Consider the following 21,884-nt stretch of genomic DNA (forward strand, 5'->3'; position numbering starts at 1 on the left):
GGGTATAAGTGAAAATATTTTTTGCCAATTTCCGAACCATGGCGCAACCTTTTACCAAGTGCATGCGTCACATAATATAGTATATAAGTATATTATTGGATAATTTAGCATATAATACTATGTTTATATAGGTATTTTTATGAAATTGCACGCTGCCGCCGAATGAAAAATAATTAATAGTCCTGAATTATATGGAAGATCATATTTGGATGCTTGTTACCAAAAAAATGGCAAATGAGGCTACCGGGGAGGAGTTAGGTGAATTAGAAAGTTTGCTTAAGCAAAATCCAATTGCTTATAATTCATTGAAATTGCTTTTTGATTGGTGGGATAATGAGGATGAGCCGGCCGAAGACAATGCCCATTTGCAGTTTAAGAAGATATTAGAACGTATAAGTTATAAAAAGTAAAAAATGCAGTACAATTACCACCTGCTACTTGTTCATCAATTCGATAATTAACAAACTGAATACGATATCGGCATTTTGTCTGAAATATTTTTTAATACTTTTCATGGCGGCCATCATATGCTCTTTAACGGTATGTTTACTGATGCCCAGTATTTGTGCGGCTTCATCGTAAGTTTTACCTTCCCGGCGGCAGAGGTTAAATACTTTTTTGCATTGCGGCGGCAATTGTTCAACTGCGCCGCCAAGTAGCCCGGCATATTCGTTCCATTGCAAATCGGCTTCGCTTTCTATGGCCTGTTCTTCAATAATGCTTATTACTTTGGCCCTTAGCTCTGTTTCTGCCGCAATTTTTTTAATCAGTTTAAATACCTGGTTCCGGGTTATTTTGTACAGGTAACCGGCTATACCATATTCGGGCTTTAGCTGTTCCCGAATTTCCCATAGTTTCAAAAAAACATCGTGGATTACATCTTCGGCCAGCTCGGGCATTTTCAAAAACCTTAAGGCGTAATAATACAACTGGCTATGGTACTTGTCATATATTTGCTTATAAGCATCTACATCGCCGCCCATAAGGCGCTCGCAAAGCACAATGTCATTAACAGTCATTTAAATAGGCAATTGGATGATGGTAATACAATTATCGCTCAAAAAAATTGGTTTATGCAAAAAACTTTTCTGAAAAGGTGTTTAGCTACATCCGCATGCGTGTTGATGGAAGGCCCGCCGGCATGGGGTACAGCACTGCAGTGGCAACCCGACAACGCAGCATCTTTTTGAAGCCGATGAGGGTTTAGGTGAAATTCATCCCACGCCTATATAAATTTAAAACGCCACTAATTCAAAAATTAGTGGCATTTTAAAAAGGAGAATTCGTGAAATTCGAATAAATCCGAGAGATTCGTGTGTTACTATTTAAGAAACAACAGTTCCCTAAACTTAGGCAATGGCCACATGCCATCGTCTACCAGCTGCTCCAGCTTATCAACCCGGTAGCGGATAGGGGCAAAAAATGATTTCACCTTCTCATCATAGTCAATGGCGCGCTGGCGAATGTCTTCTACCGCGTTTGCTGTTTTACGTGCATCAACCATTTGGTCAACATTGGTTTTAATGAAGTTTACGTGTTCGGCAATTTTTGTGATTATATCAAGCTGGGCCTCATAGGTTGATGCCGGAAGACCTAAATCTTTTAAGCCTTTTACATTGTTTATCAGTTTGGTTTGATAAGCTATTGCAGCAGGGATAATAACATTTTGCACCAGTTCGCCCATTACGCGGGCTTCTATCTGTAACTTTTTATAAAAGCTATCTAAAAGTATTTCATGACGGGCGTGTGCCTCACGGGGAGTAAAAACACCGGTTTCGGCAAACAGGATCTCAGCCTTTTCGGCCAAAAATGCGTCCAGCGCTTTTGGAGTGGTTTTAATATTGGCCAAACCGCGCCTTTCGGCTTCTTTTTCCCACTCCTCGCTGTACCCATTGCCTTCAAAACGGATGTTTTTTGATTCTTTGATGTATTTTTTAATAACGATCAAGAGTGCAAGATCTTTCTTTTCACCCTTTTTAATCAGTTTATCTACATCGTATTTGAATTTCCTGAGCTGCTCGGCCACAATCAGATTAAGGATTGTCATCGGGCTGGCCGAATTGGCCGATGAGCCTACTGCCCTTAATTCAAATTTATTACCGGTAAATGCAAAAGGCGAAGTACGGTTACGGTCGGTATTATCGGGCAGTATCTGCGGAATTTTCGGAATGCCCTGCCATAACAGGTTATCCTCTTTTATTTTTTTGCTGATGCGCGAAGTTTCTATCTCATCCAGCACATCGTTTAGCTGGCTGCCAAGGAAAATAGATATAATAGCCGGGGGGGCTTCATTCGCACCCAGGCGATGGTCATTGTTAACTGACGCTATGGATGCCCTTAACAAGTCGGCATGTTCATGAACTGCTTTGATTGTATTTACAAAAAAGGCAAGGAACATCAGGTTGTTTTTAGGCGTTTTGCCCGGTGACAACAGGTTTTTCCCCGTATTGGTTATCAACGACCAGTTATTGTGCTTGCCAGATCCGTTTATGCCGGCGTATGGTTTTTCATGCAGTAATACTTTAAAGTTATGACGGCGGGCCACACGGTCCATCAAATCCATCAGCAGTTGGTTATGGTCAATGGCCAGGTTTATTTCCTCATAAATTGGCGCGCATTCAAATTGCGATGGCGCGACCTCATTGTGACGCGTTTTTAATGGTATACCTAATAATAAGGCCTCGGCCTCCATATCCTGCATGTAAGCGTACACCCGCTCCGGTATCGAGCCAAAGTAATGATCTTCTAACTGCTGGTTTTTGGCAGATATATGGCCAAAAAGCGTGCGACCTGTTAAATAAAGGTCGGGACGTGCATTAAATAAGGCAATATCAACTAAAAAGTATTCCTGCTCCAAACCTAACGATGCATTTACCTTCTCGATACCTTTGTCAAAGTAATGGCAAACGTCAACCGCCGCTTTATCAAGCACACTTAATGCCTTTAATAAAGGTACCTTATAATCCAATGCCTCGCCGGTATAGGAAACAAATACAGTAGGTATACATAAAGTACGCGCCATTAAAAAGGCGGGTGAGGACGGGTCCCATGCGGTATAACCGCGGGCTTCAAAGGTATTACGGATGCCACCGCTCGGGAAGCTGGAAGCATCGGGCTCCTGTTGCGATAAAGCATCACCGCTAAAGCGCTCAATAGCGCCGCCATCGGCTGTCGATTCAAAAAAAGCATCGTGCTTTTCGGCAGTTGTGCCGGTAAGCGGCTGAAACCAGTGTGTATAGTGGGTAGCCCCTTTGCCCAAAGCCCATGATTTCATGGCCGAGGCTATTTGTTCGGCCAGGTCGCGGGGGATGGCTTCACCTTTTTCTATGGAATTAACGATACCCTGGTACGCTTCTGTAGAAAGGTATTCCTTCATTTTCTTTTTATCGAAAACATTGGCGCCAAAATAATCTGAAATTTTGGCGGCAGGCGGTTTAACTTCGGGGATGGTCCTGTTCAGAACGTCCTGAAGCGCTTTAAATCGAATGTTAGGCATTTTTATATATAGGTTTATATACGGTTTTAAATAAAGGCAAATTCAAAAATAGAACTATCCTTTAAAATATTCATCAAAATTTAATGAAATAAAATGATTTGAGCTGATAGCCGGCCATATAAATGCAAAACCTTTTGAAAGTTAAAGAGGTATTTTGGAAGCAGATGGAGTTAAAATTTGCTTTTTACGCTATTTTTTTTAATTTTTTTTACAAAAACAGATGTTTTTTGGCGTTTTATGCTGTGAAATGACTTTTTTGTATTTGTAAATCTATTTTATCGGTATTTATGGCTTTTTGTAATTTGAAATTCGTTAAAAATTAACCCGTTTTTGAGTTTTGAATTGAGGTTTTGATAATTTATATAATTTTTATCATGTTTTTTTTGTTAAAAATTTGTTATTGTTAAAATAACTACCTAATTTCATGAAATAATTTACATAAACCCTATAAATATTATATTTTTTATAAAAAAGTGTAGTGTTTATTGGTCAAAACCTAAAGAGTGTTTTTTTAAGGTTGTTTTTTGAAGAATTAATGCTGTGCAATCAAACTATTTAATATAATACAACAATCAAACTAAAATTAAACTATTAAAAAACAATCAAACTAAATTAAAAGACAAATGAAAGTAAGTTCTACAAAATTAAACCTCCTAAGTTCAGTCCGACAGCTGACACGTGAGAAATGGGCGCTGGGAGCTACCATTTTTACAGGAAAAATGATTGGCCTATTGCTGGTTTTTGCCGCAATGATGGTTTTACCTGGTGTACTTGGCACGTCTGCACATGCTGCCGAAACCTACACCGCTCATGAAACATCGTTAATTAATACAGTTAACACTGTTTGGACACTGGTTGCTGCCTTTTTAGTATTTGGTATGCAAGCGGGTTTTGTTATGCTCGAAGCTGGCTTTGCCCGCAAACGCGAAACCGTGAACGTTTTAATGGAGTGTATTTTTGATACTTGCCTTTGTGGTTTGTTATTTTACGCTGTAGGTTATGCGTTTATGTTTGGTAATGGTAACGGCTTTATAGGCTGGGGCGGCTTAGGTGCTGATGGCAAAACCATCACCAACTGGTTTTTCCTGCAAAATACGCCTGATACTTATGGTTCAACAGGTATCCCTGTTTTGGCACACTGGATATTCCAGTACGCTTTTGCTGATACTTGCTCAACTATTGTATCTGGTGCAATGATTGGCCGTACCAGCTTCCGTGGCGATATCCTTTACAGTATAGGTATTACAGGTTTTATTTACCCAATTATAGGTCACTGGGCCTGGGGACCGGATGGTTTCTTAGCATTAATGGGTACTTCTGGTATTTTCCAATCATTAAGTGCTCAGCCTTTCCGCGATTTTGCAGGTTCAACAGTGGTACACACTATTGGTGGTGTAGCATCTATAGCCGGTGCAATGGTATTAGGCCCACGGTTGGGCAGGATATTTGCCCGCGATGATAAAGAAAAAGGTGGATTACCATCGGGTCATAACTTATTGGTAGCCGCTGTGGGTGGTTTTATCCTGTGGTTTGGCTGGTATGGTTTTAACCCTGGTTCAACATTATCGGCAATGGATATGCAAGGTATTGGCCGTGTTGCTGCCAACACTACGCTTGCTGCCTGCGCCGGTGGTTTTACTGCTATGCTTGCTGCTTTATGGTGGGGGCCAACCAAAGGTAAATTCGATCTTGGTTTTACCATTAACGGTTTCCTTGGCGGCCTTGTTGCAATTACCTGCCCATGTTACTGGGTAAGCCCTTTTGGCGCGGTAATGTTAGGTGGTGTTGCCGGTTTCGTAATTTTTGCCGGTATTTACATAATAGAATGGTTCCGTATTGATGATCCTATCGGTGCATTTTCTGTACACGGTTTAGGCGGTATCTGGGGTACTTTATCGTTGGGTTTATTTGCATCTGGCCAATATGGTGCTACCGGCCCAACCGGTGCCGATAATTCAGCTCCTGTTGCAGGTTTATTTTACGGTGGTGGCGGTGCTGTACTTAAAGCGCAATTTATTGGTAGCTTTACTATCACAGCTGCTGTGTTTATTGTAACTTATGTAATGATGTTTATCATCAACAAATTGCCTAATCCATGGAAATTGCGTCTTGAAGAGGAAGGTGAAACAGGACCAGGCGGTATCGATGTATTCGATCACGGTATCGAAGTTTATCCAGCCCAGGATGATGAGATCAGCTTAAGCGGCCTTTTTGATAAAGGTGTAACATCTCCATCTGCAGTATAATAAAATTCTTTAATGCCTTGTGCGGTTGGTTTAATGCCGACAATCTTTTACAACCAACCGCACAGGTATTTTTATCAATCTTATAAAATTTAACCGCTTTTACTAAAGGCTATTGTTGTGCATTAGCTTAATGGGAAAGCTTTATTTCAACCCAAATCAAATTCAAATCAATTAAATCGTTATCATGAAAAAAACACTTTTACTTTTATCAGCTCTTGTTGCCGGTTCCTTCGTTGTTAAAGCGCAGGATACCGTTAAAACCACTGCAGATGCGCCTTTGGTAATCTACGGGTCGGTAGATACCTACTTCAAAAAAGATTTTGCTAATAAGCCAAACATTCAAACCTCTTTCGGTTCTGATAATAATTCAGTATCAATTGGTATGATCGATCTGGGTTTAAAGAAAAAGGTAGGCAAAGCATCGTTTGTTGGCGAAATGTCATTTGGTCCGCGTGGCCAGGAGCAGTCAATTCCTGATGCTATTTATGGGTCATTGCCGGCTGGTACTTCAAGCTACCACATTCAAAACTTATACGTTTCTTATGATGTAACCGATAAGTTTAACTTAACAGCAGGTTACATGGCTACATTTGTTGGTTACGAGGTAATTAGCCCGGTAGGTAACTTTAACTATTCAACTTCTTATTTATTCAGTGCAGGCCCGTTCCAAAATGCAGGCTTTAAAGCAACTTATGCTTTCTCTGATAAAGTAAGTTTGATGGCTGGTATTTTTAATGACAACTGGAATACTTACAAATCAAATTCGGCTACACCAGAAGTATCAACCTTTGGCTCGCAGTTGTTTTTGGCACCTGTTAAAGGATGGACAGCTTACATTAACTTTGCAAGCGGAAAATACTCTGGTACTATATTGGATTTAACCACCGCTTACCAGATAACCGATGCGTTTAAATTAGGTTTAAATGCTGCCCGTAAAACAGGTATGGGTGCTTATAACTACTTTGGTTATGCCCTATATCCTCAGTTGGCTGTTTCAAAAGCAGTTACTTTTGGTTTAAGAGAGGAGTATTTCAAAGCTAAAGCAACAAATGGTGGTGCTGATATTGGCATTACTCCTGGCAACTCGGTGTTTGCTTCAACCTTAACTTGCAGCATCAAATCAGGTCCTTTAACTTTCATCCCTGAGTTTAGGTTAGATCATACAAAAACCGGTGATGTTTTCTGGAAGAGTGACGGCACTCCTTCAAAATCAGCTGGTCAGTTTTTGTTAGCCGCTGTATACGCGTTCTAATTTAAATTAAAACATTATTTTACAAAAAGCCTCCTGATATAACCGGGAGGCTTTTTATCTTTATACCGGTGGAGAGTCGAGAGTTAAGAATTAAGAAAAGGACTTCAAAGTTGAATAGATTTGAAGCCCTTGCCTTGGTTTGCTGATCTCTAATAATAAAGCTGGTATGCTTTTTATCTTGACTCTTAACTCTTGACTCTTTTTTACTCTTTTTAAATGAAAAACATTTTTATTGCTCTCATTTGTATCCTTTCCGCAAAGAACGTTATTGCGCAAAAAGACACGCTGGCCTTTGATGAACGTAATAAATACATTTACTATCAAACGGTTGATCAACCAGGTTTAAGCAAGGATACCTTGTATGGCCGGGGATTGTATTTTATGCACAAGGCCTATCCAAAGGGGAAACTCAAAATTACCAAAACTGATGAAACCCAGGGCGTGTTGAGCGGAGAGGGTAGCTTCGTGGTGTCGAAACGGTCGTTATTATCGGGCAGCCCTGGCGGCGAAATAAGCTATTCATTAAGGATAGAAGTTAAAGATTCAAAATACCGTTATTGGTTTACCGATTTTAAGTTTACCCCTTATAAGCGCGACAGGTATGGCATGGAGGTTTTGGATCCTGGCATTACATTTCCAATGGAGGAGGCAAAAAGTAAGCTGGAGAAAAGAGACGTAGCCGTTTATTTGGATAAGATACTCAATTATAGCCGGCAAAACGGTGCGGTTTTAAAATCGTATATGCTAAAAACAGCGCCGGCGAAAAAAACAATCCAGGAATTGAAAAAGATATCAACCAAGGATTGGTAGTTCGTTGTGTTAGTTCATTGGTTCACTGGTTCATTGGTGTCGCTTTATTACTTATCTGCTGGTTCATTGTGTTAGTCCAATGGTTCAAACTGCGGTAGCGATTCTGTTTTAAATAGTTGATTTTTAGCCATTGTTACCAACTGACTGTTTTATTTTTTTTTGATAAAATAGCTCTTACGCACCTTCCTCTTTATTAACATACTTTGAAGTTAACATGCTTTGAAGTGGATTGGTGAAATTCGATCCAATTCGTGAAATTCGTGTGAATCAATTCGTGTGAATCAAAAAAGCCGCCCCTCAAAATTTAGGGCGGCTTTAGTTTTTAGTTAGCCTTGGCGAGACAATAGTAAAAACGTTAATTCTTTTTTGTTAATTGATATTATGTTTGATTGTTGGTTGTTTAATTTCCTTTTTTTTATACGATAATTCGTGAACACCTCCTTTCGTATAAGAACTTAAAAGCTTATTAGCGAAATTCGACCGAATTCGTGAAATTAGTGTAAATCAAATCGCGTAATTACAATTCTTCATCGTGCTGGCTAATATCCAAACCTGCTAATTCCTCTTCAGGTGTAACACGTAATGTACTTATCATGTCGGTTATTTTTAACAGTAATAATGAGCCAAAGAAAGCAAAGGCCGATACGCCAACTAAAGTTACCAGGTGAAGGAAAAACAAATGGGTTTCGCCATAAAATAAGCCATTACCTGTAGTGTTGGCGCTATTTACATTTTGATGCGCAAATACACCGGTTAGCAGCATACCAACCATGCCGCCTACGCCATGGCAGGGGAATACATCGAGTGTATCGTCAATGCTGGTTTTGCTTCTCCAGATAACTACAAGGTTACTTACTACAGCTGCAACAATACCAATTATTAATGAGTGGGGAATGGTTACAAAGCCAGCTGCAGGCGTAATAGCAACCAGGCCAACTACGGCACCAATACAGGCACCCAGTACACCCGGCTTTTTGCCGCGCAGGATATCAAAAAACATCCAGGCCATTGCTGCTGCAGCAGATGCTGTTGTTGTTGTAGCCAAAGCGGTAGCTGCAAGCGTACCCGAACCTAAAGCAGAGCCGGCGTTAAAGCCAAACCAGCCAAACCATAATAAACCTGTACCCAATAACACGTAGCTGATGCGGGCAGGATTATGCGATGTTTCGTTGCGGCCTTTTAAATATAATGCCGACGCAAGGGCTGCCCAGCCGGCGCTCATGTGTACAACAGTGCCCCCGGCAAAATCAAGCACGCCTTTGCCAAACAAGAAACCGTCAGGGTGCCAGGTAGAGTGGGCCAAAGGCGCATATATAAATACCATGAACAGGCAAAGGAAAATAACGTATGAGTTAAAGCGGATACGCTCGGCAAATGCGCCGGTAATAAGGGCCGGGGTAATAACCGCGAATTTTAACTGGAACATAGCAAACAATACCAGCGGAATAGTGGGTGCAAGTTTCCAGGTAGCGTTGCCCAATGTGCCCTTCATCATAAAAAAGGTGCGCGGATCGCCAACGAAACCGCCAATGGTATCGCCAAATGCAAGGCTAAAGCCAAAAATAACCCAGATAACGGTGATAACGCCCATACAAACAAAGCTTTGCAGCATGGTTGATAGTACGTTTTTTTTGCTTACCATACCGCCATAAAAAAAGGCAAGTCCGGGTGTCATGATCAATACAAGGGCTGTACTAACCAATAGCCAGGCAGTATCGCCGGTATCAATTTTGCTGTCTTTAACGGTTGTTAATGTAACCGAAGGAAATATAAGGGCAAGTACTATAATAAGTAGCAGTATGCCAAATGGTATGAATTTTTTCATGCTTAGGGTTTTAGGGAATAGTTAATAAAAAGCTGATAGCTTAATGCCTAAAGCAAAAAGCCAGGTTTTCAAAAAGCCCGGTTTATAAAATATTGATGGTGACTACAATAACTGACTTTATTGCAATGACAACCAATTGCTAACGCCTGGCCCTTATGTGAGCATGCATAACGCTGTATAAACGAGGTTGGTTAATACTTTTAGTTTAATGACGGGTGAAGAAACTGCCCGGTACCCAATCAAAATACCGGGCAGTTCAACAACTGTACCTGCAGGCACCCAATCAAAATGCCTGTAAGTATTTAAACTAAGTTTTAAAAAACAATAAACACGGTTGTGTAATCAGCACAGCCGCATGAAATTGTTTAACTATTACCAAAAAGCGTGGAACGGAAAAAGAATGAGTTTGCGGAACCGCGATAGCTCGCTTGTACCCCTGCCGCAAATAAAATTGAGATACTTTACGTGTATGGTGTAAAAATTGGGGCTTGTGTAAAGGAATGGCAGCGAATGCGAACCCCGATGCTGCTGGAGATTTATAATTTGTACCGGTACGTTGTTAAGGCTGTAATCATAGCTGTAAGGACTATGATGGTTGGTTGTGGCCGATACGGAGGTTTTTTTATCGTCTTTATGGCTGGCATGATACAATCCTCCCCTTGCCGAGGCTGAAAACCCGGAAAACAAAAGGAAAATTACCGCAGTAAACCGATAAAGGCTGTTGAACATGTCTAAAAGTAGTAAAAAAATAAAATAATTGCGTTTTTTTTACAAGTTTTTTAACTTTTTGTGCATTTATGTGAAAAATATGTATAGATATTGTTTTTTTAATTCACTGAATACAGGAAAAAGCGCGTGATAACGTGGCCTTTGCAAGAAATAATCGCCGAAAATAAAATTTTACAAGTTTTTTATTAAGCGGTAGGTTTTGATCGGATTTGTTTAATTTATAGATGTATTATTGAGGTTTTGTAAAATATAACGTCTTTGAAATCGTTATTTATGTATAAATAATTCTTTGAAAGATGCAATCGGCCAAATTTAGTTTGTACAAAGCCGAGTGGCTCGACTTTGTATTTGATCATCGTAACAAAGTGTACGGTGCCTACGAATTAAGGCAGCATTATGGGCGTACTTTGGCAAAAGCACTGGCCATTACTTTGGCCGGTGTGGCTGTTTTTGTAGTGCTAAGCCTGATTTTTAAACCAAAATCGCCCGATAATTTAAAAATAACCCTTGTTGATTTAACCCCGCAGCTTGTAAAACCTGCTGCGCCATTGAAACCAGCCGAACCGGTAAAGCCGGCTGAACCACCAAAACCAGTAGCGCCGGTTAAAGCAACGCAAAAGGTATCAACCACCAGGTTTGTTACCCCGGTGGTTGTGAGTACCGAGCCAACTGTTGAGCCGCCGGTAATTAGTAAAATTCAAGGTGCTATTGGTAATGCTGATGTTAAGGTTGCAGGTGGCGAAAATGTTGAAAACGTACTTGATGTAGCTGATAAGTCGGGCGCCAGGGATGGTACCGGTACAAAGCCGGTGGTTGTTCCTGTAGTGGATAATACCATACATGATTTTAACGCTCTTGAGGCTATGCCCGAACCTGCCGGCGGCGCAGTAGCGTGGAGCAGCTTTTTGCAGAAAAACCTGCGGTTTCCTGTTGTGGCGCAGGAACAAGGTGTATCCGGGCGGGTGATCATGAGTTTTGTTATCGAAAAAGATGGTCGCTTATCAAACATAACAGTTGAGCGCGGCGTAGGGTTTGGGCTTGATGATGAGGCGTTGCGGGTACTTAAACTGGCTAAGCCCTGGAAACCGGGCATGCAGAACGGCCAGCCGGTGCGTGTTAAATATGTAATACCAATTAAGTTTCAATTGGCCGAGAGTAATTAGTTGTGAGTCTTTAGGTTGCCGGGCCCCGTATTATGATGGGCAGGAGTGGGCGATTGGCCCCGCACAACGCGGGGCCTTTTGCTATCCCAATACGAAGGTTTTTGCCATCTCGCGGAATTTTATTTGGTAAATATCGATTAAATCAAAATAAAATATACTATTTGTTTTGATTTGTCGTTATTTTTAGAATAAAATTCTTTAAACTATGTCAGCAACAAAATTTAATTTGTACAATGCCGAGTGGCTCGACCTTGTATTTGATCATCGTAACAAAACCTACGGTGCTTACGAACTGCGGCAGCATTATAGCCGTACCATGGGTAAAGCCATGGCGTTAACCTTTGCCGCCATTACAGTTTGGGTGGTGGCAAGTGTGGCATTAAGGCATAAAGTTGATACAATAGTGGTTCATGAGTATCCAATGCCGCTGCCTTTGCCACCGCCAACAACGGAAAAAGAGCACAAAATTTTGCCCCCAAAATCGGAGGATCTGCCTCAACCCAAAACACTTTCAAAAACACTGCGCTTTCCGCCGCCTGTTGTGGTGCCGGCCGAGCAAACGGTCGACCCGCATACCGTCGCCGATCTTCAAAAGTCAACCATAGCCAGTACCGATCATAGTGGTGAAGATGTACCCGAAAATATTTTGGAGACGTCTGGCGCAAAAGGGGGCGCTGGTGCGGCTAACCCTATTACCGAGGATGAAAAGGTAAGGCCTTTTACTGAGGTAGAAGTATTACCACAGCCCGATGGCGGAATGGCCGGTTGGGCCAGGTTTTTACAAAACAACCTGCGGTACCCGGCTTTGGCGCGCGAAAACAATATATCGGGCAAAGTTTACATCAGCTTTATTGTTGAAAAAGATGGCCAGTTATCAAATATAACGGTAAGTCGCGGCCTGGGTTACGGTTTAGATGAGGAGTCGGTGCGCGTGTTAAAACTGGCCAAACCATGGAAGCCTGGCATCCAGAATGGACACCCGGTTCGCGTAGCTTACAGCATTCCGTTTGCTTTTCAGCTGGCAGATGAGAATTAGTGATGGGTTGGGTTGGGGGGACCGGGTTCGGGTTGCGTGTTACAAGGTTGGGGATGTCAGGGCCGGGTTACGGGTTGCGAGGACAAGCTAAAAGGTTCGGGTTGCGGGTTGCTAGGTTCGGGCAGAATAGGAGCCAGGCAAATTAATTGATGCGCCTTACCCGAACCTCGTAACACGCAACCCGAGCCTCGCAAATCGTAACACGCAACCCATAAGAAAATGAAATTTTGATGAAATTTATTTTTTTGACAATATGATATTTTTTCATGTTTTGTAAAATATAATAAATGCCTATTCGTTATAATGGAAATTTAATTCTTTAAAATATGCCTATCACGAAATTTGATTTGTACAATGCCGAGTGGCTCGACCTTGTATTTGACCATCGTAACAAAGAATACGGAGCTTATGAATTAAGACAACACTATGGCCGAACCATGAGTAAGGCAATGGGTTTAACTTTTGCAGGTATCGCGGTTATCATAGTATCGACCTTTGTTTTTAAAGGCAAACCTGCGGCAATGGTTAAAATGACTCCTGTTGATCTGACTACCGTTCTGATTCAACCCCCGGTTGCGCCGCCAAAAAAGGCCGAACCTCCAAAATCTACCGAACCACCTAAGCCTGTTGAGCCGGTAAAAACAGTTGCAAGCCTGCCACCCGTTGTGGTACCTAATGATCCCATTGTGCAACCGCATACTAATGCCGAATTGATGGCAAGTACAATTGGAGCCACAGATAGTAAAGGAGCTGATAAACCTGGCAATGCCATGGATGTTAATACAAATAAGGGCACAACAGGTACCGGCCCTGCGGTTGATAATGCCATACATGATATGGATGGCACCCTTGAAGCAATGCCCGAACCGGTAGGTGGTGCAGCGGCGTGGAGTAAATTTTTGCAAAAGAATTTGAGGTTTCCGGCGGTAGCGCAGGAGCAGGGTGTATCTGGCAGAGTGTTGATGAGTTTTGTGATAGAAAAAGATGGCTCGCTGTCAAATATAAAGGTTGAACGTGGGGCCGGTTACGGGTTTGATGAAGAAGCCGCCCGGGTACTAAAGCTGGCGAAGGCCTGGAAACCCGGCATGCAAAACGGCCAGCCCGTGCGGGTTAAATATGTAATACCAATGAATTTTCAATTAGCCGAATAGTGAGTGGTGAGTAGTGAATGTTGAGCAGTGAGTTGAGTCAATGGTGAGTAATGAGTGAGCAGTGTGTGTAGAATGGTGATTGTGTTTGGCCTCCGGAGCTTGTCCGGGGGCTTTTTTTAGCCAATATTGCCCGCTATCCGGTTGTAAATGCTGGAAAATATTACATTCCGGGCTTTGCCCAGGCGCATTCTTTTGGCGGTGCGTATTTCTTTATACCCCTTTTCATACAAAAAGTTTACAGCATTGCTGTTATTTTTAGGGAATGCAATTTTATCATTGGTGCGTAAATGTAGTTTCATCAGCTCAATACCTGCGCACGCGGTGTTGGCAATTATCAAACCCTCGCCAAGGCCTGGCAAATAGTAGCCTTCAATGGTATCATCGTTGCAGTATATCAATCCTGTTTCAACATGATCGCGGAGTAGTGGCTCCCTGTTTTCCTGCGAGTTTGTTTGGTCGATAGCCAGAATTTGTTGCAGGAATTTTTCCTGGTACGTTTTGATATTTGTTGTGGGTAATCCTGGTAGTTGTATCTGTATATCTTTAAAGAACAGGTATTCTGTTTCGGTGATAAAACCGGCTTTTTCATAAACAGGCGCACCCATCGCGGTAGCAATTAAATTGATGGTTTGGCAACGATGTTGGTGGGCAATATCAACCAGGTTTTGTGTAATGTAAAAGCCAATACCTTTGCTTCTGTGTTCGGGGTGTACAATGATGTGGCCCAGCCATGCTACATCGGCGTGTATGATGGCCGCGCCGATGCCGGCTATGGCGTCATTAATAACTACTTTAATCGGAAAGCAGAAAGGCGAGTCAACATAAAAGTAAAAATTAGGCACAATATCGGGCCAGTCGGCTGGTTGTAACTGATTAAGCAGGCCGATGTCTGGTTGAGTAAATATTGAGGTTTCCATACAGGGGAAGAATATTAGTAACTACAACACCTTCCGGAAGCAGATGCTATCCGGCAAATCAACATATGGCCCATATTGAGGAATGGGTAAGTAGCCTGATTTTGGATACAAACTCAACGCCTCCACTTGCTTTTTGCCGGTTTCAAGCACGGTGTATTTGTAGCCTAAGCTATGCGCCCAGGTTTCCAGTTCATTTAAAATCAATTTGCTTATACCATTGCCGCGTGCGTTGGGGTGTACAAACATCCGTTTTACTTCCACCGCGTCAGCATCGTATAATTTAAAGCAGCCGCACCCGGCAGGTTGATTATTAAGATAAGCTACCACCACGGTATCATTTTTTTCGATCACGTTGTGCTGGTCGTAAATGTCCATCATGTCGCCATTTCGGTTGCGCAAATCAGCATCAAGTTGGGTTACCAGCGTGCGGAAATCGGGATTGTTGCTGGTGGTGCGGGTGATACGGAGAGTGTTCATGTTGTAAAAATAACAGAAGATACAGAAAAGTTGGATTTGAGGTAAGATAATTTTAAGGAATGGAATTTTATCAGCTTTGAATTGCGGAAACCACGCATTTTAATAAAGTAATAAATGCGTTAATCAAACCTTTTTGATAATACATTGTCGTACTTACAAATTAACTTTATATGAAAAAAATAATTTTCGCCGTAATGGCACTGTTAAGCTTTTTTAGCTTTAAGGCAGCCGATGCCCAGGTAAGTGTAAGTCTTGGTATCAACATCGGAAGTCAGCCAGCATGGGGGCCCGTTGGTTACGATTATGCCCGTTACTATTATATGCCCGATATTGATGTATATTACTCCGTGCCAACACATCAGTATGTTTACTACCAAAACAATGCCTGGATAAAGGCAAGTGTACTACCCGGCAGATACGGTAATTTTGATCCTTATCAAAGCTACAAAGTTGTAATAAACGAAAGGGACCCGTGGTTAAGGAACAACGTTTACCGTACAAAGTACGCCACTTACAAGGGCCGTCATGACCAGGTTATTATCCGCGATAGCCGTGACGAAAAATATCGTGACCATTGGGATAATGGAAAGCACAAGGGTTGGGACAAGCAAAAATATAAGAAGCAAAAGAATGAAGGGGGCGATGATGACCATGGTAATGGACACGGCAAGGGGCATGGCCATAAAGACAAAGATTAATTGCCTGTTTTTTAATAAAGCTTATTTTTTACCAAAAATTAAACTATTTTACCAATAGTAAAAATGTCAATTATTTAGTGTATGTTTGCAACTTATTAATATACAATATAATGCAACAAGGAACAGTAAAATTTTTTAATGACGAAAAAGGTTTCGGATTTATTACCCCGGCAAATGGCGGAAGCGAAATTTTCGTACACTCATCTGGTTTAATTGACAACATTCGCGAGAATAACTCAGTTAGCTATGACGTAGAAGAAGGTCGTAAAGGCCCAAATGCAGTAAATGTTAAAATAGTTTAATACTCTATATAATCATTTGTAAAGCCCGTTCCTGCAAAGGAGCGGGCTTTTTTTTGGGCTTTGGTCGTGGCATCGTTTTCTATCGTTTACGTAAATCAATTTTGACTATTAACTTTTGAATTTATAAAATCAATTTCTCCATTCTCTTGTTAAACAAGCAGTAAAAGCCGCCGTTGTGGTTGCTGAATGCAAAAACAAATGAATTATGACGGCTTGGTTTTTTAAAAATAGGTGGCGAAAAACAGCGACAATAGGTGTGGCCATATTGGCCGTTATCCTGATCGCGGTGGTGCTTTTTTTAAATAGTTTTTTAAGCAGAACCCTCTCGTCGAAATTTAAAGAGGCTGTGCTTAAAGGCACCGACAGCCTGTACCGGGTAAATTTTAGCAAACTTGATCTGAACGTATTTAATGGCAGCGCCGTATTGCACGATATCACCTTTACCCCCGATACCGCTATATCCCACAGGCTGCAACAGTCTGGCAATGCCCCCGGTCATTTACTGGAACTAAAAGTAAAGCGACTGGAAGTTTCGGACGCGCATCCCTTAGATATCTGGCTGCATAAAAAGATAGAAGTAGCATTGATCGACCTCAACAATCCAGAAATATACATCAGCAAAAACGAATATAAGCATCAGCCCAAAAAGCCTGCAGACAAGCGCACCCTTTATCAAAAGATTTCTGCAAGTTTTAAGCTGATCCATGTAGACGATATCCGCCTGGGCGGTATCAGCTTTACCTACCGGGATAAATCGGGCCCGAAGCCATCCGTCCATGTATTAAAAGAGGTGGATATACACGCTACCGGCCTTCTTATTGATTCCACAACGCAGGCAGATACCACCCGAACGCTTTATTGCCGTGATATTGTTGCCCGTCTTAAGCATTATACGGGTAAATCGGCAAACGGGCTGTATACCTATAAAATAAATTCAATGAAGCTGTCCACCAAAACCTCGCGGCTTGATATTGCCGGGGTAGATGTACAGCCGCTTGCCCTGAGTGAATACCTGGCCAAAAGCCGAACCGACCGTTTTGGCCTGCACCTGGATGCCATTATACTGCACCATTTTAACTACCGGAACTATAGCCGGGGCCAAAGTTTGGATGTAAACCGAATGGTGCTAAGCAGGGGCGAGTTCAGCATGTTCAGCAACCCCAACGGGCCGCTTAAAACTGCCGATAGGTTAGTCACTTTTCCTAACTGGGCTATTCGCCGGTTAAAAATGGGGCTGCAGATTGATACCCTTGATATTAAAAACCTTGATGTAAATTACAGCGAATTCAAGAAAGATAAATCGCACAAAACCGGTACCGTAAAGTTTAACGCTGTAACAGGCAGGTTTCTTAACCTTACCAATAAAACAGCCCTGTTGCAAAAACAGCCCCTGGCTACTGTAAGCCTTAGCACATTGTTTATGGGCACGGGCAGGTTAAACCTAAGCTTTGGCTTTAACCTTGCCGATGCCGGCTATAGTTACAGCTACAAAGGCCACATGGGCGCCATGGAACTGGCCGATGTTAATACCGCTGTAATGCCGCTTGGGTTGGTGCGCTTTACATCCGGCAGTGTAACCAGTCTTGACTTTAATATCCACGGCAATCAGCATTTATCTACGGGCAAGGTTACACTTTTATATAACAACCTAAAGGTTGATGTGCTGAAACCCGACGAACAAAAAGGTTACGCCACAAAAGGAATCAAATCGCTATTGGCAAATGCACTGATACTTAAAAGCGATAACCCCGATAACGACAAAACTATACCCCGCGTGGCCGATGTCGCTTTTATTCGGCCCAAAAACTTTCCTTACTTTAAAACCATCTGGCTTACCCTGCTCGGCGGTCTTAAAGGCTGTGCCGGCATAGGAAAGGCCGACGAAAAGGCAAAAAATCAGCCGCTTACCCAAAACGAACAAAAAGAAAAGGCCGAAGCGCTGAAAAAGGCGCAGGAAAAAAAGGATAAAGAAGACCAAAAATTTAAAGAGAAGCTGCAAGGTAAAGAAAAATCAAGTTGATAAACGCCAGATTGGTAGCGTTTGGCCTGATGGAGGAGCGCCTATTTTAATAATTATGTGGAAACATAAATACTTCAAACCTGTTCTTAACGTTAAATTGTTTAATTTGCTATTTACTTTTTTGCTACTAACTTTTTGTAACCCTGCCATTAAGCTAATTTTGCTGCCACAGCGCATAGGCCATTTTTTTGGGAGCCTGGTTACCGGTAAGCCAATTAAAGGTGGCTTGATTTTTTTTCTTTTATTTTCGTTACACGCGGCTGCACAGCAAACAGATACCGCGAAAGTAAGCCGTACTACTACAGTAAGTGGCCGCATTGTGGATGATGCTTCGGGTTTGCCACTGGCTTACATTAGCATTGCTTTTAATGGCAGTAGTTTTGGTACCACCTCCAATCAACAGGGTAATTTTCTGCTAAAGGCGCCGGGCGCTTTTACCCTGGTTACGTTTTCGTACGTGGGTTATCAGTCGGTTACCAGGGCTGTAAAGCCGGGACAGGCCACCAATTTGCAAATACGGATGCACAGCCGCCAAACCGAGCTAAAGGAGGTGGCCATTAAATCGGGTAGAAAGCAGCGTTACCGCAATAAGGACAATCCCGCGGTCGAACTCATTCAGCAGGTGATAGACCATAAGGATCAAAACCGGATGGAAAGCTCCGATTACCTACAGTATGACCAGTACGAGCGCATCGGCATGTCTCTTTTTCACCTGTCGCCAAAGCTTATCAATGGCAAGTTTTTTGGCAAGTATAAGTTCATGATTGATACTACACTGCAAATAAACGGGCAAAAGGAAACTTCCCTGCCGGTTTATTTTAGCGAGAAGCTATTTCAAAACTATTACCGTAAAAGCCCGCCCAAATCCATTAGGGTTTTAACTGCCCAAAAAGAAGTTAATATTATAAAATTTACTGATACTGTTGGGCTGGCTATTTACTTTAACCGCCTGTACGGCAATAATATTGATATTTACGAAAATAATATATTTATAATTGCCAACCAGTTCCTGAGCCCCATTGCCAACCATTCGCCGCAGTATTACAAATTTTTTATTACCGACACCATCCAAACCGAAAAAGGCAAACTTATCGAGCTCAGCTTTATGCCACGCAATAAAGGCGATCTCCTTTTTGAAGGCCGTATCCTGATCACGATGGATGGGCGTTACGCCGTAGAATCATGCGAACTGAATGTTAACAAGCAAATTAATATCAACTTTATGCGCAGCCTCAAAATCAATCTTGATTTTGAACCGCACGCCGATGGACGCTATTACCTTAAAAAGAGTGATGTGGTGGCCGACTTTGGCATCCTGAAAAATAAAGGCACCGCCGTATATGGCCGGCGTACCGTGAGTTATGATAACTACAAGCTAAATCAGCCGCAGACAGCGTTGTTTTACGAAGGTAAAAGCGAGCAAACTGCGGAAAATTCAAACAAGCCCGATACCGTTTACTGGGCGCAGCACCGCACCGATAGCCTTACCGCCCAGCAAGCGCACCTATACGCAAATATCAACCGGCTGGAGGGTATGCCATCTTTTAAAAAACTAACCTGGATAGCAGGAACCCTTACCAGCGGGTTTGCAGCTGTGGGGCCTACTCAGCTGGGGCCAATAGGATCTTTTTTTGCATATGATAACCAGGAGGGGGCCCGTTTCCAGGTGGGCGGGCGCACAACGCCGCAACTCAGCAGGTTCATTTTTCTGGAAGGCTATACAGCTTACGGCATAAAAGATGAAAAAGCCAAATACAATTTGGTAACCTATTTTTCTTTAAATAAAACAGCACCATACGTTTACCCTAACGACTATTTTAAAATAAGCTACCGGTATGATGTCGATTTGCCGGGGCAAAGCTTTGCCGTAAGTAGCCAACAGGCCGCGCTTACATCGTTTCATACCGGTACCACCAATTACTGGCTGTATAACCGCATTTTTACGGTGGCCTATGTTAAGGATTTCGAAAATCATTTCTCGTACAACCTGGCCTTTCGCAACTGGAACCAGCGACCCGCCGGAACGTTGTTGTTTCAATCAAATAACGACAATAGCTTAATCAATAGCCTCACAACCAGCGAAGTTGCCCTGGGCCTGCGGTATGCGCCCCACGAGCAAATAATACAAGGCCCGCGCGAACGCCATACCATTTATAGCAAATACCCAATTTTTAACTTACAAATTAACCATGGCTTTGCCGGCCTGCTCAATGGGGCTTATGATTACAATAACATATCGGCAAATATTTATAAGCGCTTTTACCTTTCGCAATTAGGTTACACGGATGTCACGCTGTTGGGTGCCCTTATTACAGGTAAAGTGCCGTTTCCTTTGCTCAATATTCCATCGGCCAATCAGTCGTTAAGGTACAATCCCGATGGTTATAACAACATGAATTACCTGGAATTTGTGACCGACCATTACGCCGGTATTAATATAACCCATGCCTTCAACGGCTTTTTCCTGAATAAGATACCTTTGATAGAACACCTTAAATGGCGCGAATTTATTTCGTTTAAAGCCATATATGGCGGTTTACGTAATGAAAACAATCCGCTGTACTCTGCCAACCTGTATAACCTGCCCCCGGCACTGGGCAACGCCAACGGCACCTACCCCCTGGGTAGCACTCCTTACGTCGAGGCCGGTGTTGGTATAGGCAATATATTTAAATTGCTGCGGGTTGATGTTATCAAACGCTTCAACTACCTCGACCATCCCGGCGTAAACCAGTACGGCATTAAGTTTAGTATTAACCCCGATTTTTAGGGGGAGGAGCTTCGGCTTTTTTTTAATTTCGTCCTTGGGGGGGCGTGGTGGCAATGTACGCAAGGACAACAGGGAGGGGTTTTACTGGCAGGTCATTAGATATCAGAGTTATAAAAAAATACAAAAACCTATCGGGTTATTTTGTATTTTTGAATATACTGAATTTGCGATGGAGCAGGATATTCCTTTAGAATTAATGGTTAAAAAGGGCAAAATGACAAAGAAGCCCTGGTTGATGACTCCTGCCGAGCGCGGGGAGTGGCTTAGCAGTATGCAAAAGGGAGCAAAAGCTTATCTTTTTTCAATAGGCCAACCTATGGTTTATAAAAAAGGAGGGGATTTTATAGCGGAGTATGCCGATGGGAGCACCAAGGTTTTAAGATAAATGTCGGCTATTTATATTATTGCTGGTCCGCCAGGGATAGGCAAAAGCACCAGCGGTGATGAGTTTATTGATCCTGAATTGGATATTTTGAACGAGGATGAAATGCGCTTTAAATACAAAGCACAAGGATATGTCGACTATAACGAATATTCTATTCATCGTGTGAGAAACACAATACGTCAAAAACTGATTCGGAACGAGGATTTTGCACTCGAGCTAAATCTTGGATATAGCCATCAATATCAATATATACTTTCAATAAAAAACTTCCGGCACGAAAATAAACTTCACGTAATATTGTTTTTTACCGACGATATAAATTTATGCCTGACAAGAGCTAAGGAACGGTATGAAAGTGGCCGGCACCTGGTAAAGCCCGAAGTTATCCGTGAGATGTACGCCAATACAATTCCCTTATTGAAGGGCAATTTTTATATGATTGATGAATTGGTTTTGCTGGATTCAAATAATCATGGTGAATTGATATTGGTGGCTAACTACGAGAAAGAAACCAACCAATTTATTATTCATGATGATAGTCCGGATTGGTTTAGTAAAAACCTGAAACCGTTTTTAAAAGGTAGGATGTGCTTTTGAGCCAACTTCT

The 21,884-nt window shown here is 42.1% G+C and carries 19 protein-coding genes; 13 read left to right on the top strand and 6 right to left on the bottom strand.

Features of this window, described 5'->3' with window-relative positions:
* Window positions 1-191: 191 nt before the first annotated feature.
* Window positions 192-410: a hypothetical protein gene (locus PQ469_RS07865; protein WP_274212451.1), complete on the top strand. Its 219-nt coding sequence runs from the start codon at window positions 192-194 to the stop codon at window positions 408-410.
* Between the two features lie 24 nt (window positions 411-434).
* Here the strand turns inward: PQ469_RS07865 and PQ469_RS07870 are convergent, their stop codons facing one another.
* Window positions 435-1,019: an RNA polymerase sigma factor gene (locus PQ469_RS07870; RefSeq protein WP_274212452.1), complete on the bottom strand. Its 585-nt coding sequence runs from the start codon at window positions 1,017-1,019 to the stop codon at window positions 435-437.
* A gap of 302 nt (window positions 1,020-1,321) precedes the next feature.
* Window positions 1,322-3,496, bottom strand: coding sequence for a glutamine synthetase III family protein (locus PQ469_RS07875; protein ID WP_090648705.1), 2,175 nt, complete (start codon window positions 3,494-3,496; stop codon window positions 1,322-1,324).
* Between the two features lie 623 nt (window positions 3,497-4,119).
* Here PQ469_RS07875 and PQ469_RS07880 point away from each other — a divergent pair.
* From PQ469_RS07880 to PQ469_RS07890, 3 genes are all read left to right on the top strand, one after another.
* Window positions 4,120-5,742, top strand: a complete 1,623-nt coding sequence (locus tag PQ469_RS07880) for an ammonium transporter (RefSeq protein WP_274212453.1) — start codon at window positions 4,120-4,122, stop codon at window positions 5,740-5,742.
* Window positions 5,743-5,926: 184 nt separating this feature from the next.
* Window positions 5,927-6,994: a porin gene (locus PQ469_RS07885; protein ID WP_090648712.1), complete on the top strand. Its 1,068-nt coding sequence runs from the start codon at window positions 5,927-5,929 to the stop codon at window positions 6,992-6,994.
* A 216-nt stretch (window positions 6,995-7,210) separates the two neighbouring features.
* Window positions 7,211-7,804 (top strand): DUF4468 domain-containing protein, encoded by a 594-nt coding sequence (locus PQ469_RS07890; RefSeq protein WP_274212454.1) that lies wholly within the window; start codon window positions 7,211-7,213, stop codon window positions 7,802-7,804.
* Window positions 7,805-8,321: 517 nt separating this feature from the next.
* On the opposite strand, the gene PQ469_RS07895 is transcribed toward PQ469_RS07890, so the two are convergent.
* Together PQ469_RS07895 and PQ469_RS07900 are read right to left on the bottom strand one after the other, a co-directional pair.
* The gene (locus PQ469_RS07895) at window positions 8,322-9,629 is read right to left on the bottom strand and encodes an ammonium transporter (RefSeq protein WP_274212455.1); all 1,308 of its coding nucleotides are present in this window, start codon (window positions 9,627-9,629) and stop codon (window positions 8,322-8,324) included.
* A gap of 372 nt (window positions 9,630-10,001) precedes the next feature.
* The gene (locus tag PQ469_RS07900; RefSeq protein WP_090648727.1) at window positions 10,002-10,358 is read right to left on the bottom strand and encodes a hypothetical protein; all 357 of its coding nucleotides are present in this window, start codon (window positions 10,356-10,358) and stop codon (window positions 10,002-10,004) included.
* A gap of 296 nt (window positions 10,359-10,654) precedes the next feature.
* Here PQ469_RS07900 and PQ469_RS07905 point away from each other — a divergent pair, with 296 nt between their 5' ends.
* The 3 genes from PQ469_RS07905 (at window position 10,655) to PQ469_RS07915 (ending at window position 13,708) form a co-directional block, all read left to right on the top strand.
* On the top strand, window positions 10,655-11,521 hold the full coding sequence (locus tag PQ469_RS07905) for an energy transducer TonB (RefSeq protein ID WP_274212456.1): 867 nt from the start codon (window positions 10,655-10,657) through the stop codon (window positions 11,519-11,521).
* 205 nt (window positions 11,522-11,726) lie between these two features.
* Window positions 11,727-12,557 (top strand): energy transducer TonB, encoded by an 831-nt coding sequence (locus tag PQ469_RS07910; RefSeq protein WP_274212457.1) that lies wholly within the window; start codon window positions 11,727-11,729, stop codon window positions 12,555-12,557.
* A gap of 326 nt (window positions 12,558-12,883) precedes the next feature.
* The gene (locus PQ469_RS07915) at window positions 12,884-13,708 is read left to right on the top strand and encodes an energy transducer TonB (RefSeq protein ID WP_274212458.1); all 825 of its coding nucleotides are present in this window, start codon (window positions 12,884-12,886) and stop codon (window positions 13,706-13,708) included.
* 116 nt (window positions 13,709-13,824) lie between these two features.
* On the opposite strand, the gene PQ469_RS07920 is transcribed toward PQ469_RS07915, so the two are convergent.
* Together PQ469_RS07920 and PQ469_RS07925 are read right to left on the bottom strand one after the other, a co-directional pair.
* Window positions 13,825-14,625, bottom strand: coding sequence for a GNAT family N-acetyltransferase (locus PQ469_RS07920; protein WP_274212459.1), 801 nt, complete (start codon window positions 14,623-14,625; stop codon window positions 13,825-13,827).
* A 21-nt stretch (window positions 14,626-14,646) separates the two neighbouring features.
* The gene (locus tag PQ469_RS07925; RefSeq protein ID WP_090648749.1) at window positions 14,647-15,102 is read right to left on the bottom strand and encodes a GNAT family N-acetyltransferase; all 456 of its coding nucleotides are present in this window, start codon (window positions 15,100-15,102) and stop codon (window positions 14,647-14,649) included.
* 170 nt (window positions 15,103-15,272) lie between these two features.
* On the opposite strand from PQ469_RS07925, the gene PQ469_RS07930 reads away from it, so the two are divergent.
* The 6 genes from PQ469_RS07930 to PQ469_RS07955 all read left to right on the top strand — a co-directional run bounded on the left by PQ469_RS07930 (window position 15,273) and on the right by PQ469_RS07955 (window position 21,874).
* A complete protein-coding gene (locus PQ469_RS07930) occupies window positions 15,273-15,800 on the top strand; it encodes a hypothetical protein (protein ID WP_090648753.1) in 528 nt (175 codons plus the stop codon).
* A 110-nt stretch (window positions 15,801-15,910) separates the two neighbouring features.
* Window positions 15,911-16,102 (top strand): cold-shock protein, encoded by a 192-nt coding sequence (locus PQ469_RS07935; RefSeq protein ID WP_090648758.1) that lies wholly within the window; start codon window positions 15,911-15,913, stop codon window positions 16,100-16,102.
* Window positions 16,103-16,307: 205 nt separating this feature from the next.
* On the top strand, window positions 16,308-18,122 hold the full coding sequence (locus tag PQ469_RS07940) for a cell envelope integrity TolA family protein (protein WP_274212462.1): 1,815 nt from the start codon (window positions 16,308-16,310) through the stop codon (window positions 18,120-18,122).
* Between the two features lie 55 nt (window positions 18,123-18,177).
* Complete coding sequence (locus tag PQ469_RS07945) at window positions 18,178-20,892, top strand: DUF5686 and carboxypeptidase-like regulatory domain-containing protein (protein ID WP_274212463.1); 2,715 nt, start codon at window positions 18,178-18,180, stop codon at window positions 20,890-20,892.
* A 214-nt stretch (window positions 20,893-21,106) separates the two neighbouring features.
* A complete protein-coding gene (locus PQ469_RS07950; RefSeq protein WP_274212464.1) occupies window positions 21,107-21,277 on the top strand; it encodes a hypothetical protein in 171 nt (56 codons plus the stop codon).
* A complete protein-coding gene (locus PQ469_RS07955) occupies window positions 21,278-21,874 on the top strand; it encodes a hypothetical protein (RefSeq protein WP_274212465.1) in 597 nt (198 codons plus the stop codon). It abuts the gene before it with no gap.
* The last annotated feature ends 10 nt before the right edge of the window (window positions 21,875-21,884 follow it).

Origin of the sequence: Mucilaginibacter sp. KACC 22773 (genome assembly GCF_028736215.1) — a bacterium.
Lineage (GTDB): Bacteria > Bacteroidota > Bacteroidia > Sphingobacteriales > Sphingobacteriaceae > Mucilaginibacter.